Source organism: Streptomyces sp. NPDC059743, from assembly GCF_042732975.1.
In the GTDB taxonomy this organism is placed as follows: Bacteria; Actinomycetota; Actinomycetes; order Streptomycetales; family Streptomycetaceae; genus Streptomyces.
In genome coordinates this window covers 280,255-305,741 of sequence record NZ_JBHWGS010000011.1, presented here as the reverse complement: position 1 = coordinate 305,741, position 25,487 = coordinate 280,255, and the positions used below count along the sequence as shown (strand labels likewise).

Sequence of the window (25,487 nt, the reverse complement as noted above, 5' to 3'; positions counted from 1 at the left end):
ACGCGGGCCGTCCTGTGGCTTGTTGAGACCGGGCCGGTGAATGACTGCGGGGGGATTCGTTACAGGAAGCGAAAAGGGCAGATGGAGGGCGCGTGACATGTACGGGAAGCGCAGGACGAACCCAACCAGCAGCACTGTTGTGCTGCGGTGGAGCCGGGATCCGAGGTGCGTGGCACTGGCGCGGCTGGAGTTGCGCAAGGCGCTGGCCGGCTGGGGGCTGTCGGAGCTGGAGGACTCGGCGGTTCTGATCGTGTCGGAGCTTCTCAGCAACGCCGGGCTGCACGCGAAGGTGACGCCGGAGCAGATCATCGAAACGCGCTACTTCCGCAGCTCGGGAGCGCTGCGGATCGAGGTCCACGACGGTTCGCCGGAGCGTCCCCAGCCGCGTACGCCGGATCCGGAGGCGCCCGACGGGCGCGGGCTGCTCCTGGTCGACGCCCTGGCGGACGAATGGGGAGTGGCCGACCGGGCCGGTCCGGGCAAGATGATCTGGGCCGCTTTGTCGTTGCGGGGCGCGGCGGAGCGTAACGCGACGGACGGCGGGCCGGGGCGTGGCTGACCCGTCGGGTGAGCGACCTCCCGTGCACTTCCTGCGGCAGCGCCGCGCCATGCGCAAGCTCCTGTGCCAGGTCTGCGGCGGCCAGTCCGACCGTACCGACGACGGCACACTGTGGGTGGTCGGCGAGGACGCGGACTACCCGGAACTGCACAAGCCCGGCTACGTCACCACGCACCCGCCCCTGTGCGTACCGTGCGCCGTCACCTCCGTCGAAGCCTGCCCGCACTTACGCAAACGCCATGTGGCGCTGCGCGTGAAGACATTCGTAGCGGCCGGGGTGCACGAAATGTTGTACCAGCCGGGCGGACTGTTCCCGGTCATGTACGACGCGGGCGGAGTGGCCTTCGAGAGCTCGCGGCTCCCCTGGGTGCTCGCAGGCCAACTCGCCATGGAACTCCAGGAATTCACGATCGCGGACCTGGAATCGGAACACGCGACCCACCTGAAACGCGCCGAAGCGCGAAGCAGGATCTTCGGCAGACGCTGGCCCGTGTGCGCGACGGTCTGGCTGACATCAGGAGGTTGGCTACGTAACTCGCGTCCTCGACGGGACCTGGCAAGTTCCGGCAAGTCCCTCGCTCCGCGGCGCAGCCACGGGCAAGCTCTGGCACACAGATCGTCATCGGCGTTCGAGGAGGACATCATGGCCCTGATCAAGCTCGGGAAAGACCCGGAGAGTCCTAGCGGCGGCTCGCCCACGATCTACCTCGACGATGTGAAGGACAACTACCTCGTGCAGGGGTGGAAGGTGGAGGACGCCGAGCGCCTCCGGCAGATGGACATCCCCGGCCGCGAGTCGGTGGTAGAGATCCCCCGGCGCATGGTGCAGTTCTTCCTGGAGATGGAGCAGACCGCCAAGGACACCGACCCGGAGGTGAAGAAGGATGACGAGGACCCCGACGTTTGAGGAGTTGTTCCGCGACTGCCGGAGGACAGCCGTCCATCTGGAGACGCGGGACGCCTACATGAAGTCGGACCTGGCCTTCATCGACTGGAAAGCTGGTAGGACCCTCGACCCCGCCGAGCGCTGGGCCGACTGGCACGCCATCGTCACGGAGGCGACCGCACGAGGTGTCGAGGTTCGCCGGGCACGCATCGTGTCGACGCCCGTCAGCGAGTACATCCGCTTCGAGCATGCGGTAACGGACGGACTGAACATCGCTGCTGGGGAAGACGTGCGCTGGCTCTCACGCCGCCGAGCGACGGTAGTCGCACTCCCAGGCAACGACTTCTGGCTGTTCGACTCCAGCCTCGTCCTCCTCAACCACTTCGACGGCGATGGCGAGAACATGGAGATGGAACTCACGGAAGACCCAGAGGTGGCCAAGCTCTGCGAGTCTGCCTTCGAAGCCGTGTGGGCGCGGGCAACGCCACACGCAGAGTTCGAGTTGTCCTGACAGTCCGGACACCACCGTCGCGACGACATGACATCGCCATCTTCGAGCGTTCAGGAAGCCCGCAAAGCGCTCGGGAAACGCCTGGCTGAGATCCGGGATGCAGCCGGCATCAGCAAGCGGGAACTCGCCAGACGCTGTGGCTGGCACGAGTCGAAGGCTTCGCGCTTCGAGAGCGGCACCCGTCTGCCCTCGGAGCGCGACCTTCGCGCTTGGTGCTCCGCATGCGGCGCGGAGCACCAAGCCGAAGACCTCATCTCGACGGCCCGCGGAATCGAGGGCATGTACGTCGAGTGGCGCAAGATGGAGCGCAACGGGCTCAAGTGGGCCCAGGAATCAGTCCTTCCCTTGTGGGAACGCACCCAACGGTTTCGCATCTACTCGCCATGGCTCATCCCCGGTCCGGTGCAGACCGCCTCGTACATCACCGCACTTCTGACTTCCATCCGCGACCGTCGCGGGCTCATTGACGATGTGCCGGCGGCCGTCAAGGTTCGCGTGGAGAAGCAGAACATCGTCTACGGCAACCACACGTTCGCCATCCTCCTGGAGGAGAGCGCGCTCCGGTACCGCATTGGTGGAGCGGAAGTGCTGGCAGGCCAACTCGGATACTTGCTGAGCGTCATGGCACTGCCTTCGGTGAGCATCGGGATCATTCCCCAAGATGTCGACCGGGCGCTCTGGCCCGTCGAGGGATTCTTCCTGTACGACGACAAGACCGTGAACGTCGAGCTGGTCTCCGCGCACCTCACCGTCGTACAGGACCACGAACTTGCCATGTATGCCCAAACGTTCACCGAGTTGGCTGAACTCGCTGTCTATGGCGGGGCAGCGAGGCAAATCATCACGGCTGCCATCGAGTCTCTCGGGTGAAGCGCGGGCAAGTTCCGGCACACTCGTGGAGCCCCGCCCATCACCCTTCCTAGCTTGTGCAGCACGGCTGAAATCGTGCTCCGGAGGGGCGGAAGCGGTGACGGGCGCCGTTGTGGTGGACGAGGGTGGACGCGTCCTGAGCCTTCGGCACGTCGGCGGCTTCGCTCTCGCCGCGGCGGAGCCCGAGGCTCACGACGAGCCCCTCAACGGTGCGACCACCGTCCGGGCAGTCGAAGTCCCTCTGGTCCAGCCCCTGTCCGGGCTTCCACACCTGAGCTATCACGCCTCACATGAGGAGCTTTGCCATGCGCTTCCGCAAGATCCACGGAGCGGGAAACGACTTCGTGCTGCTCTCCGCCTCCGAACCCGGCGCCGAGGAGGACTGGTCGAAGAAGGCAGAACGCGTCTGCGCCAGAAGGACCGGAGTCGGCGCCGATGGCCTGGTCATCAGCAGCCTGATCACTGACAGCCCCGCCGTCCTGGAAGTCGACTGTTTCAACGCGGACGGCTCCACCGCCGCCATGTGCGGCAACGCCTTACGGTGCACCGCTTGGGCCGCACACCACGACCACGGATTCGGCGAGATGACGCTCCGTATGGCCGGGGTGGAGCACCAGGCGGTAGTCATCGACGACTCAGCGTGGGTCACGGTCGAGGTTGGCGCCATCCACCCCCGCCGCGTGAACACCGTGATTGACGGCAAGCCCACGTGGTTCGACAGCGCGCACACCGGTACGGAACACGTCGTCGCCATCGTGGACGACGTTGAGGTGATCGACGCAGAACTCGTCGGCCGCCTTGTCCGCCACCACAGCGACCTTGCCCCGCTGGGGACGAACGTCAACTTCGTCCAGTCGGCCGGTAACCAGGCCCTCAAGGTCCGTACCTACGAGCGCGGCGTCGAGGCAGAAACACTGTCATGCGGCAGCGGAGCGGTGGCGGCCGTCGTCATTGCCACTATGCGGGGCCTCGTCTCCCCGCGCCTGGTCGCTGTTCACAACCGCGCCGGAGAGCCGCTCACGGTCCGGCCGCACGACGACCGGCCGCGCCGAACCTACTGGGTTGGCGGCCCGGTCACCCACACCTTCGAAGGGGTGCTCGTATGACCATCTTCCTCAATCCCGGCACGGGCCCGACGACACAGAAGGCCGTCCACGACCTTCGAGCCTGGGGGCACGACCGTCGAGGTCTCGGCGTCGCCCTCATCTACGGTCCAGTGTCCGCCGAGGATCGGCTCTACCACTCGAAGTGCCCCGTCGACCAACGCTCCGTGACCGCCTTGTCCGAGGCTCTGGATGAGATCGGTGCTCGCTGGGCCGTGCTCAACCCTTGTGAGCCGAGCTTCATCGAGGAGCTGGCCTCGTACGACGCGGCCCTCTCCAACCTGCACGGCCCGTATGGAGAGGACGGCCGCTTGCAGGGCCTCCTCGACTACCTTCGCGTGCCCTACTGCGGAAGCGGGGTCGCGGCGTCCGCGGTGGCTGCCGACAAGATCCTCTGCAAGAGGGTGATGCTCAGCCTGGGGGTGCCCACCCCCGACTGGTCCGTGTGGTCGGGAGGGCCGGCGGCCTGGACCGGGCGGCCCGTGATGGTGAAGCCGCCCTTCGGGGGCTCCAGCGTCGGCATGAGTCTCGTTCGCGAGCAGGCTGACCTCGGAAGAGCACTCACCGACGCTGCCGGCGAACTGGGCGACGACGTACTCGTGGAGGAGTACGTGACCGGCACACCGCTGACCGTGGGGCTCCTGGAGCTGCCGGGCGGCTCCGTCGCCATCTTTCCGCCGCTGGCGACGGAAGCCACCAACGCCGAGTTCTACGATGCCGACACCAAGCTCGACGCCGACTCCCGTGGAACCGTCGCCGTGCAGATCGGAGACCTGGCACCCAAGGTGCTGAGCGAAATCACCTGGCAGGCCAAGACGCTGTGGGACGGTCTCGGACTGCGCGGCTCGGCTCGCATCGACTTCATGCTCACCTCGGATGGCCAGTCGTACGTGCTGGAGGTCAACTCCACCCCCGGCATGTCGCGTGACAGCAACTTCGTGGTGGGCGCCGCCACGCTCGGCTTCACGCACACGGATGTCGTCCTGGCGATGCTGCACGAGGCGCTCGGCCGCCAGCCATACGATGTCCCTCTGCCCACTCCCGCGTTCTCCAGCACCACGTCGACCCGGGAGGCTGCCGTCTCACCGTAGGAGCCAGCCCGCTGTGCCGCGCGTCCACGATGTCCCCATGTGCCGACAGCTCATCGACCCCGCCGAGTGGGATCTACACGGAGGCTGGGCCCTCGGGGACCGGACCAAATGGTCCAACCGGGCGTGCGGCCTGGCGTCGCTGCGGATGATCCTGCTCGCCTACGGGCGCGAAGCTCCAACGGTCACGGAGCTGCTGAAACTCGCGGTCAAGAACGAGGTTCTGACCCCGCGTGGAGCGCTTCACGCAGGAATCGCCAACCTCGCAACCAACCTCGGCGTCCCCTCCCGCGCAGAGCCGGTCCCAGAAGGGCACCTGCTCGAACGCCTCGACGAAGCACCCGTGATCGTTTCGGTGACGGAACAGTTTCCCGACGACGGCCGCTCAGGCGGCCATCTCGTGATTCTGCGCGGCTACGAGGACGGCTCCGACCCTGCGGTCTTCATCCGAGACCCTTCCGCGTGGGGCCAGACGCATGATCGAGTCCCCCTCAGTCGTCTGTCCCCTTCCTACACAGGCCGTGCGATCACCTTCGCGCCCTTGAACAACGGAGAGTCTTGATGACCGAGGCAGCCAGCGACACGACCGAGGCCGAAGGCGGCCGGAGAATCGCCGTACTCGGAGAAATGCTGGAGCTGGGCGACGAGGCGGTGGAAGCCCACCGCGAGATGGGACGCTTCGCAGCCGAGCGCGGTGTCGATCTCGTCATTGGGGTCGGAGGCGATCTTGCGAAGCAGCTCGCTCTCACGGCTGGTGCGGCGGGCGTCCCGGATGTTGCGCTCGTGGGTGACAACGCGACCGCTGCGGCTTACCTCCAATCCATCCTTCGCCCCGGTGACGTTGTTCTCGTGAAGGCGTCGAGGGGTGGCCAGCTTTGGCAGATCGCCCAAGCCCTCACCGGCCAACCCGTGACCAGCCTCTGAGCTGTCTGCTTCCCTGGTGGCGGACGACTGGGGCGGTCCAGTGTGAGCCCCCACCCGGCCCGGTTCGTGCGCTCCGCCCGTGGCGAGCGAACGGGGCTTCCTACTCGCTGCCCGCGACGTAGGTTCCTCAGCCTGGGATGGCGTACACGGTTCCGGCTTGTCGCGCTCCGGCGACTGCGGCTGCGGTGACCGCCAGGGCAGGCGTGGGTACCCGGCGAACAGGTCAGCGGCACAGCCGTGACCGTCGACCGGCACGTCCGGCGCCAGATCGAACGCCTGCGGCGGCAGCCCGAGCGCGTCGATGAACAGCCTGTGTGTGACGACGTCCGCGAGCGACGACCTCCCTGTCTCGTATCGGGGCGGGCCCGGCCGGCCCCCGGGCGGCCCCGGGCGGCTCTCCGGCGAGGGACACTGGCAGACAGGTGGGAACGGGCGCCGCAGGCGCGGCGTGGGCACTCCCTGGGCGCTCCGTAGAATCGGTGCGTTGTGGCCGAGCGCGAGAAGACCGGGATGACTGAGATGGCCGAGGCGACCGAGTCTGTTGAGCGAGGCATGACCGACGGGACCAACGGCGCCGGTGCGGCCGAGCGGGCCGGGGACCGCATGATGAGTCGGATGTTTCCCGACGGTAGCGGGCCCGCCGCCGATCCTGCGGGCTCGCACTTCGAGCGGCGTATCCGCAGCTTCCAGCCGCGCCGCAGCCGCGTCACCACGGGGCAGGCCGACGCGCTGCGGCGGCTGTGGCCCGTCTGGGGCCTGGACATCGACGGCCGGCGGGTCCTGGACCCGTACGAGCTGTTCGACGGGCTGCCGGTCGTCCTGGAGATCGGCTTCGGGATGGGCGAGGCCACCGCGCGCATGGCCGCGGACGACCCGGGCACCGGCATACTCGCCGTCGATGTGCACACGCCGGGCCAGGGAAATCTTCTCCGGCTCGCGGAGGAGAACGGGCTGTCCAACATCCGGGTGGCCAACGGCGACGCGATCATCCTGCTCAGGGAGATGCTGCCGCCCGGGTCCCTCGACGGACTGCGGGTCTACTTCCCGGATCCCTGGCCCAAGAAGCGCCATCACAAGCGGCGGCTGATCCAGCCGGAGTTCCTCACGCTGGCCGCGAGCCGGCTGAAGCCCGGGGCCCTGCTGCACTGCGCGACCGACTGGGAGCCGTACGCCGAGCAGATGCTCGCGGAGCTGACGGCCCACCCGGGCTTCGAGAACACCCGGCCGGACGGCGGATACGCGCCACGGCCCGCCTTCCGGCCGCTGACCCGGTTCGAGGGCCAGGGACTCGACAAGGGCCATGTCGTACGCGATCTGCTGTTCCGCCGCGTACCGGATCTGCCGGATCTCCATGAACGGCCGGAACAGCCGTCCGCCTGACGCCGCCCGGCCCCGTAACCGCCGGTAGCCGCACAGGCACCATCGCCGGTGTCAGTGCCGCTCGTTAGGGTCGTCGCGTGTCGGAACCCACTCAGCAGCGCCTCGATCCGGGCCCGGCGATCCCCGTCTACGAGCGGCAGCAGCAGCTCGGCGACCTGTGGACCGCCGTGCCGGAGCCTGCCCGCAGGCGCTATCGGCCGCGCCGCGCCTTCTGGCGCCATCGGGCGGTGCGAGCGGGAGCCGTGATCACGCTGCTCGCCCTCTGCGGCCTGGTGATCCTGGCGCTCGTCCGGGACCAGACCGGCACCGAGGGCTTTCTGGTCGGCCTCGGGCTCGCCGTGCTGCCCGTACCGCTCCTGGTCGCGGCCTTCCGCTGGCTGGACCGCGTCGATCCAGGGCCCTGGCGGAATCTGCTGTTCTCGTTCGCCTGGGGCGCCTTCGCCGCCGCCCTGGTCGCGATCATCGCCAACACCTTCGCGATCCGGTGGATAGCCACCGCCACCGCCGACCCGGCCGGCGCGGAGTCCCTGGGCGTCACGGTGATAGCGCCGGTCGTGGAGGAGAGCGCCAAGGCCGCGGCGATCCTGCTGGTCTTCCTGTTCCGCAGACGGGACTTCACCGGGCTGGTCGACGGAGTCGTGTTCGCGGGCTTCACCGCCACCGGCTTCGCCTTCACCGAGAACATCCTCTATCTCGGCAGCGCCTTCGGCGAGGACCGGAGCGCGGGCAGCGCAGGCCTGGCCTCCATAACGGCGGCGACCTTCTTCGTACGGGTGGTGCTGGCGCCGTTCGCGCACCCGCTCTTCACCGTGCTCACGGGCATAGGCTTCGGCCTGGCGGCGACGGCGGCCCGCCACCAGAAGATCCGGCGGCTGGCCCTCCCGCCGCTCGGTCTGGCGCTGGCGATGGGTATGCACGCACTGTGGAACGGCTCGACGTCGCTCTTCGGCCCGTTCGGCTTCTACGCCGTGTACGCGGTGTTCATGGTGCCGGTCTTCGGGCTGCTGACCTGGCTGGCAATCTGGAGCAGACAGCGCGAGCTGCGTACGGTCTCGGCCGAGCTGCCCGCGTACGCGGCGGCGGGCTGGCTGCCTGCGTCCGCGCCTCAGGCGCTCTCCTCGATGCGGGCGCGCACGGTGGCGCGCGATTTCGCGGCCCGTACGTACGGACCTCAGGCGTCCAGATCGGTCGGCGAGTACGAGGCGTTCGCGACGTCCCTGGCGTTTCTGCGCCATGACGCCCAGCGCGGCAGGACCGGCCCGGACTTCGTGGAGCGCGAGCAGGAGCTGCTGCACCATCTCTGGGAACGCAGGGAGACGGCCGGGCCCGCGCTGACCTATGCCGCGCGGGCCACGGGCCGGGTGCCGGTGCCGCCGCCGTACATCGACTACGACGGCTACAACCCGTACCGCCAGTACTGACGACCTACTGCCAGCCAACGACCGGCCGAAGACCGACGGGACCGGCGGCCCAGGCGTCGGGGGGCTAGGTCCTGTCCGGCCGGTCTTCGTGGATCAGCCCGGGGCGTCCGGTGCGGTGCATCGCAAGGCGGAGGATTGCCCGTGTACTGGATGTACTCGGGCAACTCCGACAACGCGGCGAGGTGCCGTGCCGGGCGTTCCGGGCCCACGAAGACCGGCCGGACAGGGCCTAGCGCCGGAGCCGCCGGGGACGGGGACAGCGTGATGCCACGGGGATCAAGCCGAGGGCCGAGGAGCGCGGTCGGGCGGCGGCACTCAGGGAGTCACGCGGCGTGGCTCAGGGAGCCAGGCCCTTGCTGCGCAGCCAGCTCATGGGATCGACACCGGAGCCGCCCGCCGTGTGGACTTCGAGGTGCAGATGCGGCCCGGTCACATTGCCGGTCGCGCCGACCCGGCCGATGGTCTCGCCGGTGGTGACCTTCTGCCCGGCGGTGACGGTCATCGAGGACTGGTGGCAGTACCAGATCTCCGTACCGTCATCCAGCTCCAGGATGGTCCGGTAGCCGTACGAGCCCGACCAGCCGGCCGAGGTGACCGTGCCGCTGTGCACGGCCTTGACCGGCGTGCCCGTCGGAGCGGCGAAGTCCAGACCGGTGTGGTAGCCGGAGGACCACATGGAGCCGGACTCACCGTAGGTGGAGGTGATGGTGTACGAGGAGGTGGGAAGAGCGAAACTGGCGGCCAGCTTCGCGAGGCGCTCCGCCTCCGCCTTGGCCCTGGCCTCCGCCTCGGCCTTCTTCTTCGCCTCTTCGATCTTCTTCTCGGCCTCGGTCTGCTGCTTCTTGGCCAGTGCCGCGGCCTGCTCGGCCGCAGCGCGCTCCGCAGCCGCCTTCTCCGTGGCGTCGGCCTCGTTCTGCTGCTGCTCGGCCTGCTGGAGGATCCGGGCCCGCAGGGCCTCGCCCGCGTCCGTGGCGCCCTGTTCCGCGTCCGCCGCCGTCATACCGGCGGTGGTGAGCGGTGCGCTGGCCAGCAGATCCGGCTCGGCCTCGTCGGCCGCCAGCGATCCCATGCCCGGGAGCGAACCGGCGTCGGGAAGATTGTCCGTGATGGCGTCGGGCAGGGATATGGAGACCGCGGGCTTGTCCTGCGCGGTGGCCATACCGCCCGCGCCGACGGCGGCTATGACACCCACGCCGAGGACGGTGGAGCTACGGGCGAAGCCGTTGCGCTGCTTGCCGACGCGATGCCTGCCGCGTACCGGGCGTACGGACTCCTCGGTGGGATTCCACTCGCCCCATGCCCGCTCCGGCTCGGTGCCGAAGGAGGTGGTTTCGAAGGGGACCGTGGGGGCAGGCTGATTGGACGCCACTGAGGCGCACTCCTTTCCTTCCTTCTCGCCTACCGGGTTAGCTGACGGGTTCGGAGCAGGAAGGTCTCCTACGGTCGCCCTGAGCTGCGCAAGGCAGCAAAGAACTCCCGATTCACCCCAATTGGTGGTTCCCCGGTTCCCTTGCGGGATTCGGCGCGTGAGCACGGTGCCGACTCTTACGACGGCTGGGACGACCGCGCTGCGTTATCGAACGTTAATAGAGACCGGGCCCTTATTCCAAGCCGTTCCGGGTGATCATTAACAACTTCGCATCGGACACACCAGGGCACATGCATACGCAATCGGGCGAGCTGACTGCCTTTCAGCACGCCCGGCATACCTGACGGTATGTCAAATGTTATGCGGAGGGATACCTATCGATCACACACGGTGGTGACGGCCCGACGGACCGCGCGCGAGCACGCCCGGGACACGTGGGACGCCCGGAGCACAGGGATCGCGCGGGACATGCAGGACGCCCAGGACACGTCCGTCAGGGAACGAGTCAGGGCACGAGAGGTATCGTCCTGCGCCGTTCCGGCTCGACCTCCGTGGGCCGGTTCACCGCCAGCAGCGCCATGTCGTCCTGGCTCCCGCCGCCCGTGTGCAGCCGTACGTCGTCGATCAGCGCCTGGAGCAGTTCGTCGGGCCCTTGGAAGATCCGTCCGTCGAGCCGGTCGCGCGGCACATAGAAGACACCACGGGAATCACGCGCCTCGGAGAGTCCGTCCGTGTAGAAGAGCAGCGTCGATCCAACCGGGTACTTGGCCTGCTGGGCACGGTCCGGCCAGGCGCCCAGTTCGCTCATCCCGAGCGGCAGCGCGGGATCGCGCGTCTCCAGCATCCGTACCGCGCCGTTCTCGCACATCAGCAGCGGATCGGGATGCCCTCGGTTGACCAGCTTCACCACATCTCCGTCGTGCGGGATCTCGGCGAGCACGGCCGTGGTGAAGCCTTCGAACGCGTCCAGCCCGCCACGTCTGGTCCCGTCGCGCGTGAGAGCCCGCTCCAGCCGCTGCGCCACGCCCTCCAGCGAGCTCTCCTGTTCGGCGGCCTCCCGGAAGGACCCGATGACGACGGCCACCGCCTCGACCGCCTCAAGCCCTTTCCCCCGTACGTCCCCGACCACCAGTCGTACTCCGTACGGCGTGTCCTGTACGGCGAAGAGGTCGCCGCCGATGAACGCGCCTTCCTGGGCCGCCTCGTACCGCGCGGCGATACGCAGCCCGCCGATCCGTTCGGCGGGTCTCGGCAGCACCGCCCGTTGAGCGGTCTCGGCGATGATCCGGGCGGAGGCGAGCCGCTGCCCGCTGCGGCGCAGCACTCCGCTGATGTACAGCGCGAGGAGCGAGACGACCACAACGGTCAGCAGCTCGCTGAGCGCCTCCAGCGTCATGAGCGAGTTGGCGTAGAGATGCATCGCCAGCTCGAAGAGCAGCGAGGCGATGGCGACCAGCAGCGTGCCGATCAGCGGGTAGAACGGCGCGGCGACCAGCGGGGCCGCCGCGTAGAGTGGGGCGGCCGTGACACGTGTCGGAGTCAGGGAGTCGAAGATCACTCCGACGACGAGCACGAGCAGAGGCAGAACGCGGACCAGCCGCCGCCCGGTACGGACCCGGCCGCCCGAAACCGGCACCCCGTCACTCGACGTGAGACCGACCGTCTCGTCGGCCCGCCGACCGCTGCCGCTCAGGCACTCCCTGAGCCTCCTCAGCTTCCCCACCAGTGGTCACCTGCCCGGTTCCGCCTAGGGCTACGGACGGTACCGCGCCCCACCCAGGCTGGCCGCTGCCGTCCGCGGCGGCGACTCGCCGTCGGCCGAGTGGGCTATGGAGCAGATCGGATCGCGACCGGCTCCACAGCAGGTCAGACAGCCGGACGGCCAGTCGGTCAGATGGCCGGTCGGTCGCCGCGCCGGCCGCCGGGCTGGTTGGCCCGGTCAGCCGCTGAGTCGGCCGACCGACCGGCCGTATGACCGGTCAGTCAGTCAGGTGGCGCTCGGCGTACACCTTCATGGCGTCCCGTACGAGCACTGCTGTCCCTTCACCGTACTTGTCATAGGCCGCTCTGAACCGTTCATCATCCACATACATTTTCGTCACACCGATGACATACGGCTTGGTGAGCTCGACCGTCACCGACAGCCAGTCGCAGTGACGCCGGGCGACGGCCTGGGCCTCGTCGCTGTCGGCGGCGAGCCCTGCCTCCTTCGCCCGTGCCCAGTCGCGGGCGATGGCCTCGTGCCGGTCCTGGAAGCCCTGGCGCTCCTCGTCGCTGAGCGCGCTCCACCAGCGGTCGCTCTTCTGATATGCCTCCCGGCCCCAACGCTCGGTCACCTCCTGCTCGTACCGTGTGTGATCGAAGCCGTCGAGCACTTCCTCGGCCATGAGTTCCTCTCCCGTCGCGGTCTTGTGGAGAGTGGTCCGCACCGAGGCGATCAGCCGCTCGACGCGCTCGCGCTCCTGCTCCAGCAGCCTGAGATGCGTGCGCAGGGCGACAGCCGTGTCCTGCTGGCCGTCGAGGATCCGGGCGATCGCCGGCAGCCCGAGTCCCAGCTCCCGCAGCAGCAGAATCCGCTGGAGCCGGACCAGGGCGTCCTGGTCGTAGTAGCGGTAGCCGTTGGCGCCGGTCCTGCTGGGCACCAGCAGTCCCAGCTCGCCGTAGTGCCTGAGCGTGCGGCTGGTGGTGCCGGCCTTCTTCGCGATCTCCTGGATCGACCACTCCATGGCTTCGACGGTAGAACTTGACGTTACGTAAAGGTCAAGCGCGAAAACGGCGGCACGGATATACGGATGGCACGGATATACGGATATGGGGACGCGGTGGCACGGAAACGACGAAGACCCGGATCCACTTGGAATCCGGGCCTTCGGCTTCTGTTCAGTAGCGGGGACAGGATTTGAACCTGCGACCTCTGGGTTATGAGCCCAGCGAGCTACCGAGCTGCTCCACCCCGCGTCGGTAAACACAACCTTACGCCATTCAGAGCAAGATCATCACCACTCGTGGCGAGGACGCGCCAGGCTAGGCCGCCGTGACGACATCGGCCCGTACCGCGGCGGCCCATTCCACCAGAAGCCGCTGGTAGCGCTCCTGCTCGGCGGGCGGGAGCGAGCTGCCGGCCCGTGCCCACAGGGCGCGGATCTCCGCGTTGACCACGGCGGCGGACCGGACGGGACCGCTCGTGGACGGAGAGTCCGACGCGGCAGACGCGGCAGACGCAGCACCGGAGGCGGCACTCGATACCGAGTCGGACGAAGAAGCCGACGAGGACGAAGAAGCGTGCGCGGACGAGGAAGCGAACATAGGAGACAGGCTACGGCCAGCCACTGACAATCGGCGGAGCGTGTCCCCCTACGCTTGGACCGGTGATCGAAACCATCGTGTTCGACGTCGGCGAGACCCTCGTACGCGACGACCGCTACTGGGCCTCCTGGGCCGACTGGCTGGGCATTCCCCGGCACACCATCTCCGCACTGGTGGGCGCCGCCACCGTCCAGAACAAGGACAACGCCGACGCCCTCCGGCTGATCAAGCCCGGCATGGACATCGGCGAGGCCAACCGCGCCAGAGAGGCGGCCGGGCGCGGCGAGCATCTCGACGAGTCCGACCTCTACCCGGACGTACGGCCCGCCCTGGCCGGTCTCCAGGCCCTCGGCATCCGTGTCGTGCTCGCGGGCAACCAGACCGTCAAGGCCGGTGACCTGCTGCGCCGCCTCGATCTGCCCGCCGATCTGGTGGCCACCTCAGCCGAGTGGGGCGTGGCCAAACCGGCTCCGGAGTTCTTCGGCCATGTCATCGAGGCGGCGCGGGCGGCGCCCGACAGAACGGTGTACGTGGGCGACCATCCCGCGTACGACCTGTTCCCGGCCCACCGCGCCGGCCTGCGCACCGCCCATCTGCGGCGCGGTCCCTGGGGCTATCTCTGGGCGGACGACCCGGAGGTGGTGGAGGCGGCGGACTGGCGGATCGACAGTCTGACGCAGCTCACCTCGATCGCGGCGGCGATCCCGCCGGACTGAGGCCTGGACGCGGGCAGGGCTCCTTATGCGTACGTAGCCGCCGAGGCGCGGGCGCGGGCGCGGAAGGGCGCAGGCGCGGAGGCTGATCACCCAGTCGGAAGATGATCACCTCATACGACGCTGTATTCGTGCGCGGGACCGCCCTGCCACTCCACCCACTCCGGGTCGTCGAGCAGTTCCCAGGCGTCGGGCAGCCCGGCCAGACGCAGGAATTCGACAAGATGGTCGTCGGAGTGGGCGAGTCCCATGATCCGCCCACGGACCGTGACCCGCCGCCCGCCTGTCCCCGACGCCCGGTGGACGACGATCGGTGCATCACTCATAGGCCCAAGAGTGCGACCTTCCCGCCCGCCGCGCAGCCGCTGGGAAGCTACGTTCTGATCACACCCGTCACATGTTTCGATCCGGCCTCGTACGCCTGCGGACCGCGTACACGGCCGCGCCCGCCGCGAGTACGGCGGCGCCCGGCACGACCGAGGAGAGCGGCAGGGCGAAGGCGAGGAGCAGACAGCCGGCGAGTCCGAGTACGGGCGCGGCGCGCGGCGGGCGCTTCTCGGCGGAGGTGAGAGTGAGGGCGGCGGCGTTGGCGACGGCGTAGTAGGCGAGAACGCCGAACGACGAGAAGCCGATCGCACCGCGTACGTCCACGGTGGCGGCGGCGAGGGCGACGACCGCGCCTACGGCGAGTTCGGCGCGCTGCGGCACCTTGAAGCGCGGGTGTACGGCGGCCAGGGCGTGCGGCAGATGACGGTCGCGGGCCATCGCCAGTGTCGTACGCGAGACACCGAGGATGAGCGCGAGCAGCGAGCCGACGGCGGCGACGGCCGCGCCCACCCGTACCACCGGCGCGAGCGCGGGAACACCGGCCGCGCGCACCGCCTCGGCCAGCGGGGCCGTGGCGTCGGCCAGCCGGTCCGGGCTCAGGACGTGCAGCACGGCGAGCGCGACAGCGGCGTACACGACCAAGGTGATACCGAGGGCGAGAGGGATCGCGCGCGGGATCGTACGGGCGGGATCGCGGACCTCCTCGCCGAGCGTGGCGATACGCGCGTAGCCGGCGAACGCGAAGAACAGCAGCCCGGCCGCCTGCAACACTCCGCCGAAGGTGACACCGAGGGTGACGCCCGTACCGAGGCCGGGCCCGGTTCCGGTCCCGGCGCTGTCCGCGGCACTGACCGTATTCGCGGTCAGACAGGCGACGACCACGGCGGCGAGCACGGCCAGTACGACGGCGACGACGGCTCTGGTGAGCCAGGCGGACTTCTGTACTCCGACACAGTTCACGGCGGTCAGCGCCACCACGGCGGCGACCGCCACGGCGTGCGCCTGTCCCGGCCAGGCGTAGGCGCCCACGGTCAGCGCCATCGCCGCGCAGGAGGCGGTCTTGCCGATCACGAAGGCCCATCCGGCGAGATATCCCCAGAACGGGCCGAGCCGCTCACGGCCGTAGACATACGTTCCGCCGGAGGCCGGATAGAGGGCGGCGAGCCGCGCGGAGGAGGTCGCGTTGCAGTACGCCACCACGGCGGCGAGCGCCAGTCCGACCATCAGCCCGGAGCCGGCCGCCGCGGCGGCGGGCGCGAGCGCGGCGAAGATGCCCGCGCCGATCATCGCGCCCAGGCCGATGGTCACGGCGTCGAACAGCCCGAGGCGCCGGACGAGTTCTCCCGTACCCGAGGAGCCTGACGTACCCGAGATGCCCGACGTACCGGACGCGCCCGTACTCGATCCGTTCACGACGGGCGCGGTGTGGCGACGTAGAGATACGGCGCGGACACTCCGGCACTGTGATGGTCGGCGGCGGCCAGCGCGGCGGCGAGCCGGGCGCGCGGCTTCATGGCCAGATCGGCGGTCGCGTGCAGGGCGCCGAGGGCGAATTCATCACCGCATCCGACGGCCGCGTAGCCGTCGGCCGACTCGCCCACCTGATAGTCGCTGTCTATGGCGAACAGCCGCCCTCGTACGCCCACCAGAAAGGTCCCGGCCTGCTCCTGCTCGGACTCCTTCCGCGCCCAGCCGCCGTCCTTGAGGCAGGTCCGCAGGGCGTTGACGAATGTAGTGACCATGAACCGATCCAGATCTCCCTTGGGCCGCGGCACCTTGAAGGCGTGCTGGAGCAACTGTCCCATCCGGAAACTGGTGGTGAAGCCCATGGCGTAGGGACCGTTGGTGAACACCTTGGGATCGCGGCGGACGGTGAGCTGGTACCCGGCGACTCCGGCGGAGTCGCCTCCCAGATAGACACGCTTCTTGTGGACCAGTCCGACTATCACCGTCACGTAGGGCCTCCGAGATCTCGGCGGATCGCAGGTGCGAGGGGCACCGCCCGCCGATCGTCCCGCAGCCGTCCGCTCCCACGGAAGAAGCCCTGGAACGCCAAGGCCCTTCCGCCGGCCCTTGGCGAGCCGAGCGGAAGGGCACGTGCACTCTGTCTGCCGGATCCGGCCGGGATCTCCTGACCTCCGGATTGACCTCCGGATCTCCTGACCTCCGGACCTCTGGACCTCTGGCCTCAGTCAGTCGAGGAAGTCCACGGCGTGCTCCAGAAGATCCACGACCGAGAGCCCCTCGATCGAGTCATCGACCTGTCCGACGCTCACCAGGGGCGAGTCCCCCGGGTGCCCGGCGGCAGTCGCGGCCCCGGCGGATCCGAGGATTCCCGCGAGGACCAGACCCGAGACCGCCACAGCTCTGCTGATACGCATATTTCTCTCCCACACTGTTGAGTACCTGTGAGTACGTTGAGTACCTGGGAAACGCGCACCCATTGACAGGGCACGCGCCGCTCTGTCTCTCCGTCGTACGGAGCGGACGAGCCGACAGGCCGGCCGGTCACGCTCCGCCGCCCGCTACACCACCACGATGGAACCGGCGAACCGTCCGCCTTCACACCTGGCGACGGGACCGAGGGGGTAAACGACCGTGCCGCCACCGGCATTGCACTGGTAGGCCAGCACAAGATCTCCGGGACCGGCAGCCGCCGGCGAGGGAACAGCCGCCGCGGCGGTCCCCGCGAGACCGACCACTACGGACAGCCCCAGGCCGACCGAGGCCAGGGATGCGAGAGTTCGACGCATAGAGGGCTCCTTGTTCGACGCGCCACGGAGATACCGCGGCCACGGAACGAATTCCACCTTCCGCCTCGAACAGTTTCGAAAAATACTATTCTTCCCTCTTTCGGGTAAGCGCCATTTGCTCCTTCCCTCAGCGCCCGAGCGACTGCCAGATCGTCAGCGCCAGCGCCATGCAGGACGTGGCCGCGGCCAGCGAGGGGAGGGGCCAGCGGGCGCGTTCCAGGGCGTCGAGGCGGGACTCGTGCTCATCGAGGGTCTTGTCGGTCTGGTCGGCGCGCTGGAGGAGGAGCGCGAGGTCACCGCGGGTGGTGGCGAATCCCACGTCGACCGAGCGGCGCAGCCGCTCCAGCTCCAGCGCGACGGCCTCGGCCTCAGCCGCTGTCATCGGCGGCTCCTTCCGTCGTACTCCTTCGCACGTTCACGCATTCACGCGTTCACGCACGCGGGACGCGCAGCTTGTCCCAGCTCGTCCGGCCCGGGATGCCGTCGGCGTCCGTGCCCACATAGCCGAGCTTGCGCTGCCAGGCCGCGTAGGAGAGAACGTCGGCTCCCGTCCAGACGGGGCCGGGACCGGTCGAGTACCGGCCGCAGCCTTCGGCCACCAGCCGCTTGCCGACGGCGGTGATCAGCTCACTGCGGCGGCCCGGCACGAAGAAGGCCGCGCCCGGGAACGGTTCGTACGAGGCAGGCCCGAGGCCCAGCCGGGCCGCGATCCGCGCGCGCATCCCGTTCATCGGGAACGATGGGTCGATCTTGCGGCGGGTCCACTCCTTGTGTCCGACCACGCTCGCCGCCGACCAGCCGTGGGCGCGGCAGACCGCCGCCGACAGCCGTTCCACGGCGGCGAGTTGGGCGCTCGGGTACGGGTCCCGCCCGTTCCCCGCGTTCTCGATCTCGAAGCCGTAGAAGCGCGCGTTGCCGTCCACGGTGTCAGGGCCGGGAACGGGGAGGGAGGACTTCTCCCTCCGTACGGCCTCCAGGACCGCGGCCGAGCCCGGACCGGCGTGGTTCGTACGGCCGTAGCCCAGCAGATGGACCGTGCCGTCCTTGGCGATCAGCCCGACGCAGAGCGGGCCCGGCAGGGCCGCGGTGCCGTCCCGGCAGAGGCGGAGGCTGTCCGTACCTGCGGTGTGGTGCAGCATCACCCCGTGGACCGGACCCCAGGGCCCTTGGTGATTACGGCTGTGGGTACGCCAGTTGGCGTGTTCGGAGACGACGACGCCCTCGCCGCGCAGGGCGCGGGCGAAGGCGTCGGCGCCGAGAGGTGTGGCCATGAAGGCTCCTCCTGGCACGTTATTGACGGTATGTCAGATGACACAGGGCGTTACGGAATCGGGTCGACGCGGATGAATCGGCTGTCGAAGCTGGCCGTGTTGCTGGTGGCGCCCGACCGGTAGGCGGGAGTCGCCGAGTACGTGGCGCCCGGGGTGAGACCCGTGACCAGGAACTGCGACGACACGGAGGCCCGGGAGACGCTGTTGACCAGCGCGGCGCGGTTGTCGCTGGCGGCGAGGCTGACCGTGCCCGAGGAATTGCGGATGATCGCCGACATGACGGACGCGTTGTTCGCCACGGACGACCACAGATAGCCCCCGACGGTCACGAGAAGCTGGCCGGAGGCGGGCGCGAGGAACGAGACGGTCACGGGATCGCCGGTCGACAGAGTCTCCACGAAGGTGGTGGACGTCGTGGTCCCGGAGGTGAGATTGATCTTGTACACCGGTGTCGGCGCGGCGGGCACCCACTCCGCGCCGGTGTAGTACATCAGCCGGCCGGGGCTGCCGACCCAGGCGAGCATGCCTGCGATCGGTGCGGTCACCTTCGCGTCCCGCGCGGCGGCGTCCGCGAAACGCAGCACCGTACGGTGGTCGAGGGCCTCGGCGAGCGCCTTCAGGTGCGCGGGCAGATCGGCCGGGTCGGCCGGCTGCGGATAGGGCAGATTGCTCATCGGCGTGTACTGGACAGTCATACGGGATCCTCCTGGGCATCGGTGACGGTGACCGTCAACAGCTCACCGCCGTTGGACGGCTGAGGGTCGGTGCCGGGCTCGGCCGCGGTCGCTTCGGCGAGCTCCCGCAGCAGTTCCGGGCTCGGCTGGACCGGCTCGGGCGCGGACTCAGACAAGGCCGGTCTCCTTCACATCGCTCCAGGTGACGCCCGCCGCCGACAGGTCGGCGAGGGCCGGGTAGGCGGCGGCGACCGCGGCGTAGGTGGCCCGGACCGCGGGCGCCACGACGGCGGGGACGTCCGGGGTGAGGCCCGTGTCCTCGGGCACGCCGTTCGCCGTCACACCGCGCAGGCTGAGTGTCTGCTGCACGGTGCCGTCGGCGTTCGCCGCCGTGGTGATGCCGACGACCCAGGCGAGCGTGCTGATCTCGGCCCCGGTCGTGTCGACGATCCTCACCACGTCGCCGAGCTGGATACGCGGGTCGTACAGGACCTGGACATCCGCGAACACCGGCACCGGGAACTCGCCGGCCGCCCGCATGGCGTCCGCCAACTGCCGTGCGGCTGCGAGGTCCTGGACCCATTCGCTGGTCTCACCGAAGAACTCCTGGCGCCCGTACCAGCGTTCGCTGGAGCCGCCGGCCACGTACGACACCGCCTGCCGCTCCACCGGATCGCGGTCCGGTTTGAGGGGGACGATGGTGATGGACGGCTCGCCCGTCCTGGTGACGGTGTACAGCCTCGTCGCGGTGCGGTTGGTCAGGCGCAGCACGATGCTGCCGTTCTCGCGCCGTACCATCGCGTCCACCGAGCCCTTGACGGCCGCCGCGCCCGCCGCGTTCTGCGTCGCCACCCGGAAACCGGAGCCGGGGGTGGCCACGGAGTCGTCGTCCGTCTCCGGCGGGCCCACGTCCAGCTCGTCCTCGCCGAAGGTGTACGAGACGGTGAGCGTGCCGTTCCCCGGGATCTCCCGCACCTGGGTGTCCACGACGGGCTCACCGCTCACGAGCCGTACCGCGCTCCAGTCCCTGACGGGCTGTGCGCAGAAGTTGCGGCAGGCGTCGATCTCCTCGGTGACGGTGAGCGCCGCGATGTCGCGTACGGACGTCAGCGTCAGATCGGGGGTGGTCGGCACGGTCGCGAACCGGGTGAAATTACGCCAGCGGAACCGGCCGCCCTCGTCCAGCTCGGCCGTCGACATGGCGGCCTTGGCGATCTGCCCGATCGCCTCCCACTGCGAGCCCGACACCTTGGGGATGGTGCGCAGCGGCAGGATCGCGTCGTCGAGTTCGGCGGTCTTCGTCCAGCCGGACTGCGCGAACGCGCTCGCCGACGGCACCGCTGTCAGCCCGGCGGTGACCTGGACTCCTTCGGTCGCCATGGTGGTGACCAGCCGTACCTTGCGCAGCTCGGCCACCGGCTGCGGCCCCTTGTCCGCCGCGAAGGTACCGGTGGGGCCCGTCCAGGTCGTGCCGTTCGGCGCGGTCATCAGCGGGGTGAAGGCGGGCAGGGCCTGGCCGGAGGTGGCGGCGAACACATCGATGTACGCGCCGATGTGCCACACGCCGCGCTGTGTCTTCATCGCCGTTGCGTTATGGCCCCAGGCCAGGCCGCTTCCCGGCACATTGGGGTCGGTGCTGAGCGACCATGCGGCGAAGGTGCCCTCGACGAAGTCGACGTCGATGGAGAGGGTGCCGGTGACATTGCCCGTCCGGTTCAGCTCCAGGTCGATACGGATCGTGTCCCCGATACCGACGGCGGTGTTGACCCACGCCTCGACGAACAGCCGGCTGCCCGGCACGGTGACGCGGCTGCGAGGGAACCAGGAGGCCGTCACGCCGCTCTGGCCGGGCGGCAGTCCCTTGGGGACCAGCGCCATCTCGTGCGGAGCGCCGGAGCGCGACCAGGTGTAGTGGCGCGGGTCCGGCAGGTCCTCCGGCATCCCGAAGGGCGTCGCGAAACCGCCGTGCAGCGTCGCGTGGACGAGGCTGAGCGGCTGCCCGGCCACGAACTGCGCGGCCCGCGGCGGTGGCGACGAGAACAGCCCGGCCTGGCGCAGCAGTTCGTCCACGCACCAGGTGGCCGTCGCCAGTGGACGCGCCCAGTACAGGCCGGTGTACGGGCGCGGCAGCTCGGCCGGCGCGCGCAGCCGCTCGGCTCCGTCGAGCGCGGTCAACTGCACCGAGTCGGTGCCGGACTGGGCGCTGCGGTTGCGCAGGGTGCCGCGGAAGGCGGGCAGTGTGGCCGGGCCGACGCCGGCCTCGTGCACCACGCTCTGGCCGGGGCGGGCGCTGTCACCCGTGGACCGCGGGGCCCACGGCGAGTACAGCTCGGGCGCCGCCGTGTTCTTCGTACCGCCGAGCTGGAGGGTGAGCTGGGCCGCGGAACTGCCCGAGAAGGCGCGCATCGCGGGCGGCAGATCGGTCGCGTAGGACCGCTCCACCTGCCACGACTGCACCTGTGCCGAGACATCCGTGCCGCCGAGGCGCGTGGTGTGGGTGACGGTGCGCTCGCCGGCGGCGAGCGCCTCCTCTGTGGCGTCGTCAGCCCGCTGCACCGGACACCTCCACGAGGTCGATGCCGACCGAGCGGTACGGCAGCGGGCGGCCCGGAGTGTCGCTGTAGCCGGTGACGGACATCGGCGGCAGGTCGTCGCCGGGTACGTTGTCGGCCGCGGTGTCGCCGCCGTAGGTGAGGCAGGCGCCCGCGAAGGCGTACGTACCCGCCGTACCGGGCCTGGCCGTCGGGGTCAGATGCGTCGTTCCGGCCGGAGCGGTGCCCGCGACAAAGGGACCGGACGCGTTCACGCCGCTGATGAAGGATCCGTCGGCGCGCTTGAAGTCGATGCCCACCGAGCAGGTGCCGAGGGCGGCGACGGCGGTCGGCGCGCGGAAGGAGACCCGCAGACCCGGCGCGGCCGGGAAGTCGCCTTTCCACGGTACGCAGCGCCAGCCGACGACGCTGGTCGCGTCGGCGGCGGTGAACGCGAAGGCCCCGTACGCGGTCTCCACCACGGAGCCGTTCGCCGACACCTTGAACCACTGGTCGAGTCCGGCGGCGCCGGTGGGACCGGTGCCGGTGGCCTGCGCGGGATTCAGCACATTGCCGGCCGCCGGGTCGATCAGCACGTGCGGGCCGGGCCCGTCCACGCGCCGGGCCAGCCGGTCGAGGACGCGCGCGTGCTGAGGCAGCAGCATGTCCCAGCTCAGCTTGATCCTCCGTACCGGGGCGGCGGTGCGGGTGACGGTGATCCGTCCCGAGAGCGCCTTGAACTCGCTGACACCCAGGTCGGCGGCGCGCTCGAAGGACTTGGCCGCCTGGTCGATCTCGATGAGGCGGCCGGGTGGTCCGATCCACAGGTTGCCCATGGAAACCCTTCCCTTGGTGGTCTGGACATGGCGGTCTGGACATGGAAGAGGCCGACGGCGGAGGACCGTCGGCCTGGCTGTTTCGGGGTGGGCGGTACGGAGGTGGTGGCCGGTACGAAGGCGGTGGACGGTACGGAGGCGGTGGACGCCTCTGTGTCAGCTCACCGTCGGGCGAGCTGACGCTGTCCCAGGAATACCGCGCGGGCGATGGTCTGGGCGTCGACCTGGACGACGACGGGCCGCTCGGCGAGCTGCTCGACGGCGGCGGCGAGCCGGCGCATACCGCCGCCGGAGCCGAGCATCCGCTCCAGCTCGGAGAGAGGGATGACGGCCTCGGACTCACCGCCCTCACCGAGCACGGCGAGGGTGCCGCCGGTACGGGCCTGGACGACACCGCCCTGGGCGAGCTGCGGCACCGGGATCTTCGGCAGGTTGAACGCGAAGCCCCTGCCGCCGATGACGGGCACCCAGTCCGGAACCTTGAACTTGACGTGGTTCAGCCCGCCGATCAGTACGTTGAGCCCGCGGACCAGCATCCGCGTAGGCGACAGGAACCCGTTCACGACGCCGGTGAAGAGGGGACCGAGGATCTTCGCGGCGGACTGCGAGGAACTCTTGATATGACTCCAGGCGGCCGAGAGGCCCCTGCGGACCACGGCGGCGACCTTGTCCATATTCACGAACTGGGCGATGAGCGGGGCGACCAACGTCATGATCAGCCCGAACGGGCTGGCCGCCATGGCGAGGTTCAGCCCTTTCTGAGCGAGACTCGCGCCCTTGAGCCCCTTCCCGAGACCTCCCATCGACTTCCCGCCCTTGTCGGCGTTCTTGCCGGCCTTCCCCACGGACTTCTCCACGGCGTCCGCCTGCTGCTTCACATCCCGCAAAGCGCTCTTGGTCTTGTCGGCGGAGGACTTGAGCTTGTCCAGGGACGACTTGAACTTGTCGGCGGCGCCCTTGGACTTGGCGAGGGTCGTGTCGGCGCTGGTCAGTCCGGTTCTCAGCTTGCCCAGCGCACTGTCGCCATTGACGGCCGCGGTACGGAGCTTGCCGACAGCGCCGCCGGCCGTGTCGGCACCGCTCCTGACCCGGTTCATCGCCGTGCCGGTCTGCCCGAGGGAATTCCTCAGTCCGCCGAGCCTGGCATCGACCTGAGTGACGGCCTGCTTGAGATTCATTTCTTCCTCAATTCACTCGATGTGAGCGATCAGATCCCCGCAAGCGCCTGGCTCAGACCTTGGATCGAGTTACGCATCTTGTCGAACTCCCCTTTTTGGCGAGTACCCAGATCCGCACCTGCCCCGGCGGCGCGCAACTGGTTCCGGAGCTGCGCGACACCACGGTTGGCCAGTTCGGCCCCTCTTTTGGCCTTGTCCGCCTCCGTCCGCGCAAGGCCGGCGCTCTTCCACGCTTTGTCGGCCTCTTTCCTGGACTTTGCGATGTCATCTTCCTTGGCCTTGGCGGCGAACAGTTCGCGGAGTTCGGCCATCAGGCCTCTCTTCTTTTCCGCTGCCTTCGTCTCCTCCGCCCGCAAGACATTGCTCCACAGGTGCGTCTGAACCCCGCGGAAGCTGATTCCCTTCTCGTCGATCTTCCAGAGGCTGTAATCCACCTTGAGAATCTGTGCGGTCGCGGCCACCACGGACAGAGCGGCCTTCAGCCCTTCAATGTCACCTTTGACACCGGTCATCGAATGACTGAGCCCGGTGGTCGTGAGGCTGATGCCGGTCAAGGCTTTCTTGATGGCCTCCGTTTCCTTGCTGACAAAGTAGAGGTCCTTGTCTATGTCGAAGCCCATGAGCACTCCCGTCGAACTAATTGCGCCGCTGTCCGGCGGCGCCGTAACCTGCGGCCATGACTGCCAACAAAACACATCTGCCGGAAAAGATCCGGAAACCCGGAAAAGGACGGTTCGCCGCCTCCGTGGCCACCCGGGTGAGCGGGGCCGAAGGGCGTTCGCCACGTGTGATGCTGGCTCTTCCGGGGGCACATCGCCATCCGTTCGAGAACGGCACCATCGCCGACATGGCACGCCGAGCCGCCACGCTCGGCAGGGCCCTGTCGCCCGGAACGACCGTGCAGCCCTGGATATACACGTCGCGGACGCACAGGCTGCCGGAGCTCGATCCGTATCACGCCGCGCAGTGGATCGCGGACTGGGCCGTCCTCCCACCCGAGTCTCTGCTCACCAGGGACGCGGCACCGGCATCGGGCAACTTGCTCACCCGGCACGCCGAGCGGTACGGCCTCTTCAACGGTCAGAACGCGGCCGAGGCGGTCAACGCGATCACAGCGAGCGTCCCGGAGGCCGACGGTCCGGTCCTGGTGCTTTTCTACCTCTGGGCACTCGGCCCGGAGCGCACCGCCCTGGCCGACCAGTTGGAGGCGGCGTCGGGTGCGAACGTCTTCTGGCAGTTCGCCGGCAACCCGAATCTGGAGTCCGTCCTCAGCAATCTCGACCAACTGCGGTCGGAGGCGCCGCACATCACCAACGTGAACCTGTACCGCGGGTGGGACCCGATCGAGATGACGCCCGAGTACCTCTTCTTCCGTGGGGTACTCAAGCCGTTCGTCCGCTGGAGCAGAACGCGCCCTCAACGGAAGAACTGAGCAAGAGCCAGCGCGCTGGGCTGTGCCGGTGTCGTGGCCGTCACCGGCTCCTCCCGCTCCTCCCGCTCCTCGCCCGGCCGGGGCACCGGCTCCGGGTAGTCCAGCGGCTCGCTGTCCTCGTCGCGGTTGACCGTCGCGAACATCCAGTTCGCCTCCGCGAGCCGGTCGGCCACCGACGCCAGCAGATGGTCCGTCACCGACCAGTCCGCGGCCTCGCCGTGCAGGGCGCGGACCAGTGCGCTGTCGCGTGGGAGGTGCTGGACGAGGACCGAGAGCCGGCGCGACGAGAGACGGCCCCGGTGCCAGTCCAGCAGGTCGACCCCGTAGTGGCGGAGCAGGTCCGCCTCCAGGGCCT

30 protein-coding genes, 1 tRNA gene and 1 riboswitch are annotated in these 25,487 nt (G+C 69.1%); of the genes, 12 read left to right on the top strand and 19 right to left on the bottom strand.

Annotated elements, in window-relative coordinates:
• Nucleotides 1-169 precede the first annotated feature (169 nt).
• The 10 genes from ACFV6H_RS21560 to ACFV6H_RS21515 all read left to right on the top strand — a co-directional run bounded on the left by ACFV6H_RS21560 (nucleotide 170) and on the right by ACFV6H_RS21515 (nucleotide 8,742).
• On the top strand, nucleotides 170-559 hold the full coding sequence (locus tag ACFV6H_RS21560) for an ATP-binding protein (RefSeq protein ID WP_385544382.1): 390 nt from the start codon (nucleotides 170-172) through the stop codon (nucleotides 557-559).
• A gap of 643 nt (nucleotides 560-1,202) precedes the next feature.
• Complete coding sequence (locus ACFV6H_RS21555; RefSeq protein WP_384986252.1) at nucleotides 1,203-1,466, top strand: hypothetical protein; 264 nt, start codon at nucleotides 1,203-1,205, stop codon at nucleotides 1,464-1,466.
• The gene (locus tag ACFV6H_RS21550) at nucleotides 1,444-1,956 is read left to right on the top strand and encodes a DUF6879 family protein (RefSeq protein WP_385544379.1); all 513 of its coding nucleotides are present in this window, start codon (nucleotides 1,444-1,446) and stop codon (nucleotides 1,954-1,956) included. Before ACFV6H_RS21555 ends, ACFV6H_RS21550 begins: the two co-directional genes overlap by 23 nt.
• Nucleotides 1,957-1,983: 27 nt before the next feature.
• Nucleotides 1,984-2,826: a helix-turn-helix domain-containing protein gene (locus ACFV6H_RS21545; protein ID WP_385544376.1), complete on the top strand. Its 843-nt coding sequence runs from the start codon at nucleotides 1,984-1,986 to the stop codon at nucleotides 2,824-2,826.
• A 305-nt stretch (nucleotides 2,827-3,131) separates the two neighbouring features.
• Complete coding sequence (gene dapF, locus ACFV6H_RS21540) at nucleotides 3,132-3,932, top strand: diaminopimelate epimerase (protein ID WP_385544373.1); 801 nt, start codon at nucleotides 3,132-3,134, stop codon at nucleotides 3,930-3,932.
• Nucleotides 3,929-5,020, top strand: a complete 1,092-nt coding sequence (locus ACFV6H_RS21535; protein WP_385544370.1) for an ATP-grasp domain-containing protein — start codon at nucleotides 3,929-3,931, stop codon at nucleotides 5,018-5,020. The genes dapF and ACFV6H_RS21535 overlap by 4 nt, the downstream gene beginning before the upstream one ends.
• A gap of 37 nt (nucleotides 5,021-5,057) precedes the next feature.
• Entirely contained in the window at nucleotides 5,058-5,579 is a 522-nt protein-coding gene (locus tag ACFV6H_RS21530; RefSeq protein WP_384986168.1) for a C39 family peptidase, read from the top strand.
• Entirely contained in the window at nucleotides 5,579-5,941 is a 363-nt protein-coding gene (locus ACFV6H_RS21525) for a glutamate ligase domain-containing protein (protein WP_385544366.1), read from the top strand. The genes ACFV6H_RS21530 and ACFV6H_RS21525 overlap by 1 nt, the downstream gene beginning before the upstream one ends.
• 603 nt (nucleotides 5,942-6,544) lie before the next feature.
• Nucleotides 6,545-7,321: a tRNA (guanosine(46)-N7)-methyltransferase TrmB gene (gene trmB / locus ACFV6H_RS21520; RefSeq protein ID WP_385544467.1), complete on the top strand. Its 777-nt coding sequence runs from the start codon at nucleotides 6,545-6,547 to the stop codon at nucleotides 7,319-7,321.
• A 77-nt stretch (nucleotides 7,322-7,398) separates the two neighbouring features.
• Nucleotides 7,399-8,742 carry a PrsW family intramembrane metalloprotease gene (locus ACFV6H_RS21515; protein ID WP_385544363.1) on the top strand — a complete coding sequence of 448 codons (1,344 nt, stop codon included), beginning with the start codon at nucleotides 7,399-7,401 and terminating at the stop codon, nucleotides 8,740-8,742.
• Nucleotides 8,743-9,079: 337 nt separating this feature from the next.
• Here ACFV6H_RS21515 and ACFV6H_RS21510 read toward each other — a convergent pair whose 3' ends face one another.
• The 5 genes from ACFV6H_RS21510 to ACFV6H_RS21490 all read right to left on the bottom strand — a co-directional run bounded on the left by ACFV6H_RS21510 (nucleotide 9,080) and on the right by ACFV6H_RS21490 (nucleotide 13,270).
• Nucleotides 9,080-10,111: a M23 family metallopeptidase gene (locus tag ACFV6H_RS21510; protein ID WP_093594658.1), complete on the bottom strand. Its 1,032-nt coding sequence runs from the start codon at nucleotides 10,109-10,111 to the stop codon at nucleotides 9,080-9,082.
• An 11-nt stretch (nucleotides 10,112-10,122) separates the two neighbouring features.
• Nucleotides 10,123-10,277, bottom strand: a riboswitch (cyclic di-AMP (ydaO/yuaA leader).
• A gap of 339 nt (nucleotides 10,278-10,616) precedes the next feature.
• Nucleotides 10,617-11,747, bottom strand: a complete 1,131-nt coding sequence (locus ACFV6H_RS21505) for a PP2C family protein-serine/threonine phosphatase (protein WP_384986254.1) — start codon at nucleotides 11,745-11,747, stop codon at nucleotides 10,617-10,619.
• A 343-nt stretch (nucleotides 11,748-12,090) separates the two neighbouring features.
• Nucleotides 12,091-12,837, bottom strand: a complete 747-nt coding sequence (locus ACFV6H_RS21500; RefSeq protein ID WP_385544359.1) for a MerR family transcriptional regulator — start codon at nucleotides 12,835-12,837, stop codon at nucleotides 12,091-12,093.
• 158 nt (nucleotides 12,838-12,995) lie between these two features.
• Nucleotides 12,996-13,069, bottom strand: a tRNA-Met gene (locus tag ACFV6H_RS21495).
• Nucleotides 13,070-13,135: 66 nt separating this feature from the next.
• A complete protein-coding gene (locus ACFV6H_RS21490) occupies nucleotides 13,136-13,270 on the bottom strand; it encodes a hypothetical protein (protein WP_272921159.1) in 135 nt (44 codons plus the stop codon).
• Nucleotides 13,271-13,482: 212 nt separating this feature from the next.
• On the opposite strand from ACFV6H_RS21490, the gene ACFV6H_RS21485 reads away from it, so the two are divergent.
• A complete protein-coding gene (locus tag ACFV6H_RS21485; protein WP_384986255.1) occupies nucleotides 13,483-14,133 on the top strand; it encodes an HAD family hydrolase in 651 nt (216 codons plus the stop codon).
• Between the two features lie 110 nt (nucleotides 14,134-14,243).
• On the opposite strand, the gene ACFV6H_RS21480 is transcribed toward ACFV6H_RS21485, so the two are convergent.
• The 13 genes from ACFV6H_RS21480 to ACFV6H_RS21420 form a co-directional block, all read right to left on the bottom strand.
• Nucleotides 14,244-14,456: a hypothetical protein gene (locus tag ACFV6H_RS21480; protein WP_093598913.1), complete on the bottom strand. Its 213-nt coding sequence runs from the start codon at nucleotides 14,454-14,456 to the stop codon at nucleotides 14,244-14,246.
• 67 nt (nucleotides 14,457-14,523) lie between these two features.
• Nucleotides 14,524-15,744, bottom strand: coding sequence for an APC family permease (locus tag ACFV6H_RS21475; protein ID WP_385544462.1), 1,221 nt, complete (start codon nucleotides 15,742-15,744; stop codon nucleotides 14,524-14,526).
• 122 nt (nucleotides 15,745-15,866) lie between these two features.
• Nucleotides 15,867-16,412: a hypothetical protein gene (locus ACFV6H_RS21470; RefSeq protein WP_384780445.1), complete on the bottom strand. Its 546-nt coding sequence runs from the start codon at nucleotides 16,410-16,412 to the stop codon at nucleotides 15,867-15,869.
• A 237-nt stretch (nucleotides 16,413-16,649) separates the two neighbouring features.
• Nucleotides 16,650-16,838, bottom strand: a complete 189-nt coding sequence (locus tag ACFV6H_RS21465) for a hypothetical protein (protein ID WP_384780442.1) — start codon at nucleotides 16,836-16,838, stop codon at nucleotides 16,650-16,652.
• Between the two features lie 144 nt (nucleotides 16,839-16,982).
• Nucleotides 16,983-17,210 carry a hypothetical protein gene (locus tag ACFV6H_RS21460; protein ID WP_093598926.1) on the bottom strand — a complete coding sequence of 76 codons (228 nt, stop codon included), beginning with the start codon at nucleotides 17,208-17,210 and terminating at the stop codon, nucleotides 16,983-16,985.
• Nucleotides 17,211-17,337: 127 nt separating this feature from the next.
• The gene (locus ACFV6H_RS21455; RefSeq protein ID WP_066952086.1) at nucleotides 17,338-17,592 is read right to left on the bottom strand and encodes a hypothetical protein; all 255 of its coding nucleotides are present in this window, start codon (nucleotides 17,590-17,592) and stop codon (nucleotides 17,338-17,340) included.
• A gap of 49 nt (nucleotides 17,593-17,641) precedes the next feature.
• A complete protein-coding gene (locus tag ACFV6H_RS21450) occupies nucleotides 17,642-18,481 on the bottom strand; it encodes a peptidoglycan-binding protein (protein ID WP_385544352.1) in 840 nt (279 codons plus the stop codon).
• Nucleotides 18,482-18,531: 50 nt separating this feature from the next.
• Complete coding sequence (locus tag ACFV6H_RS21445) at nucleotides 18,532-19,176, bottom strand: hypothetical protein (protein ID WP_385544349.1); 645 nt, start codon at nucleotides 19,174-19,176, stop codon at nucleotides 18,532-18,534.
• Complete coding sequence (locus ACFV6H_RS21440; RefSeq protein WP_384780432.1) at nucleotides 19,173-19,331, bottom strand: hypothetical protein; 159 nt, start codon at nucleotides 19,329-19,331, stop codon at nucleotides 19,173-19,175. Before ACFV6H_RS21440 ends, ACFV6H_RS21445 begins: the two co-directional genes overlap by 4 nt.
• Complete coding sequence (locus tag ACFV6H_RS21435; RefSeq protein WP_385544345.1) at nucleotides 19,324-21,711, bottom strand: hypothetical protein; 2,388 nt, start codon at nucleotides 21,709-21,711, stop codon at nucleotides 19,324-19,326. The genes ACFV6H_RS21440 and ACFV6H_RS21435 overlap by 8 nt, the downstream gene beginning before the upstream one ends.
• Nucleotides 21,698-22,522, bottom strand: coding sequence for a hypothetical protein (locus tag ACFV6H_RS21430; RefSeq protein ID WP_385544342.1), 825 nt, complete (start codon nucleotides 22,520-22,522; stop codon nucleotides 21,698-21,700). Before ACFV6H_RS21430 ends, ACFV6H_RS21435 begins: the two co-directional genes overlap by 14 nt.
• A 161-nt stretch (nucleotides 22,523-22,683) precedes the next feature.
• A complete protein-coding gene (locus ACFV6H_RS21425) occupies nucleotides 22,684-23,700 on the bottom strand; it encodes a hypothetical protein (RefSeq protein ID WP_385544339.1) in 1,017 nt (338 codons plus the stop codon).
• Between the two features lie 29 nt (nucleotides 23,701-23,729).
• Nucleotides 23,730-24,320, bottom strand: coding sequence for a hypothetical protein (locus ACFV6H_RS21420; RefSeq protein ID WP_385544336.1), 591 nt, complete (start codon nucleotides 24,318-24,320; stop codon nucleotides 23,730-23,732).
• Between the two features lie 56 nt (nucleotides 24,321-24,376).
• On the opposite strand from ACFV6H_RS21420, the gene ACFV6H_RS21415 reads away from it, so the two are divergent.
• The gene (locus ACFV6H_RS21415; protein ID WP_385544333.1) at nucleotides 24,377-25,132 is read left to right on the top strand and encodes a VWA domain-containing protein; all 756 of its coding nucleotides are present in this window, start codon (nucleotides 24,377-24,379) and stop codon (nucleotides 25,130-25,132) included.
• On the opposite strand, the gene ACFV6H_RS21410 is transcribed toward ACFV6H_RS21415, so the two are convergent.
• A complete protein-coding gene (locus ACFV6H_RS21410; RefSeq protein WP_385544330.1) occupies nucleotides 25,117-25,329 on the bottom strand; it encodes a hypothetical protein in 213 nt (70 codons plus the stop codon). The two genes, ACFV6H_RS21415 and ACFV6H_RS21410, sit on opposite strands and share 16 nt — an antisense overlap.
• Nucleotides 25,330-25,487 lie beyond the last annotated feature (158 nt).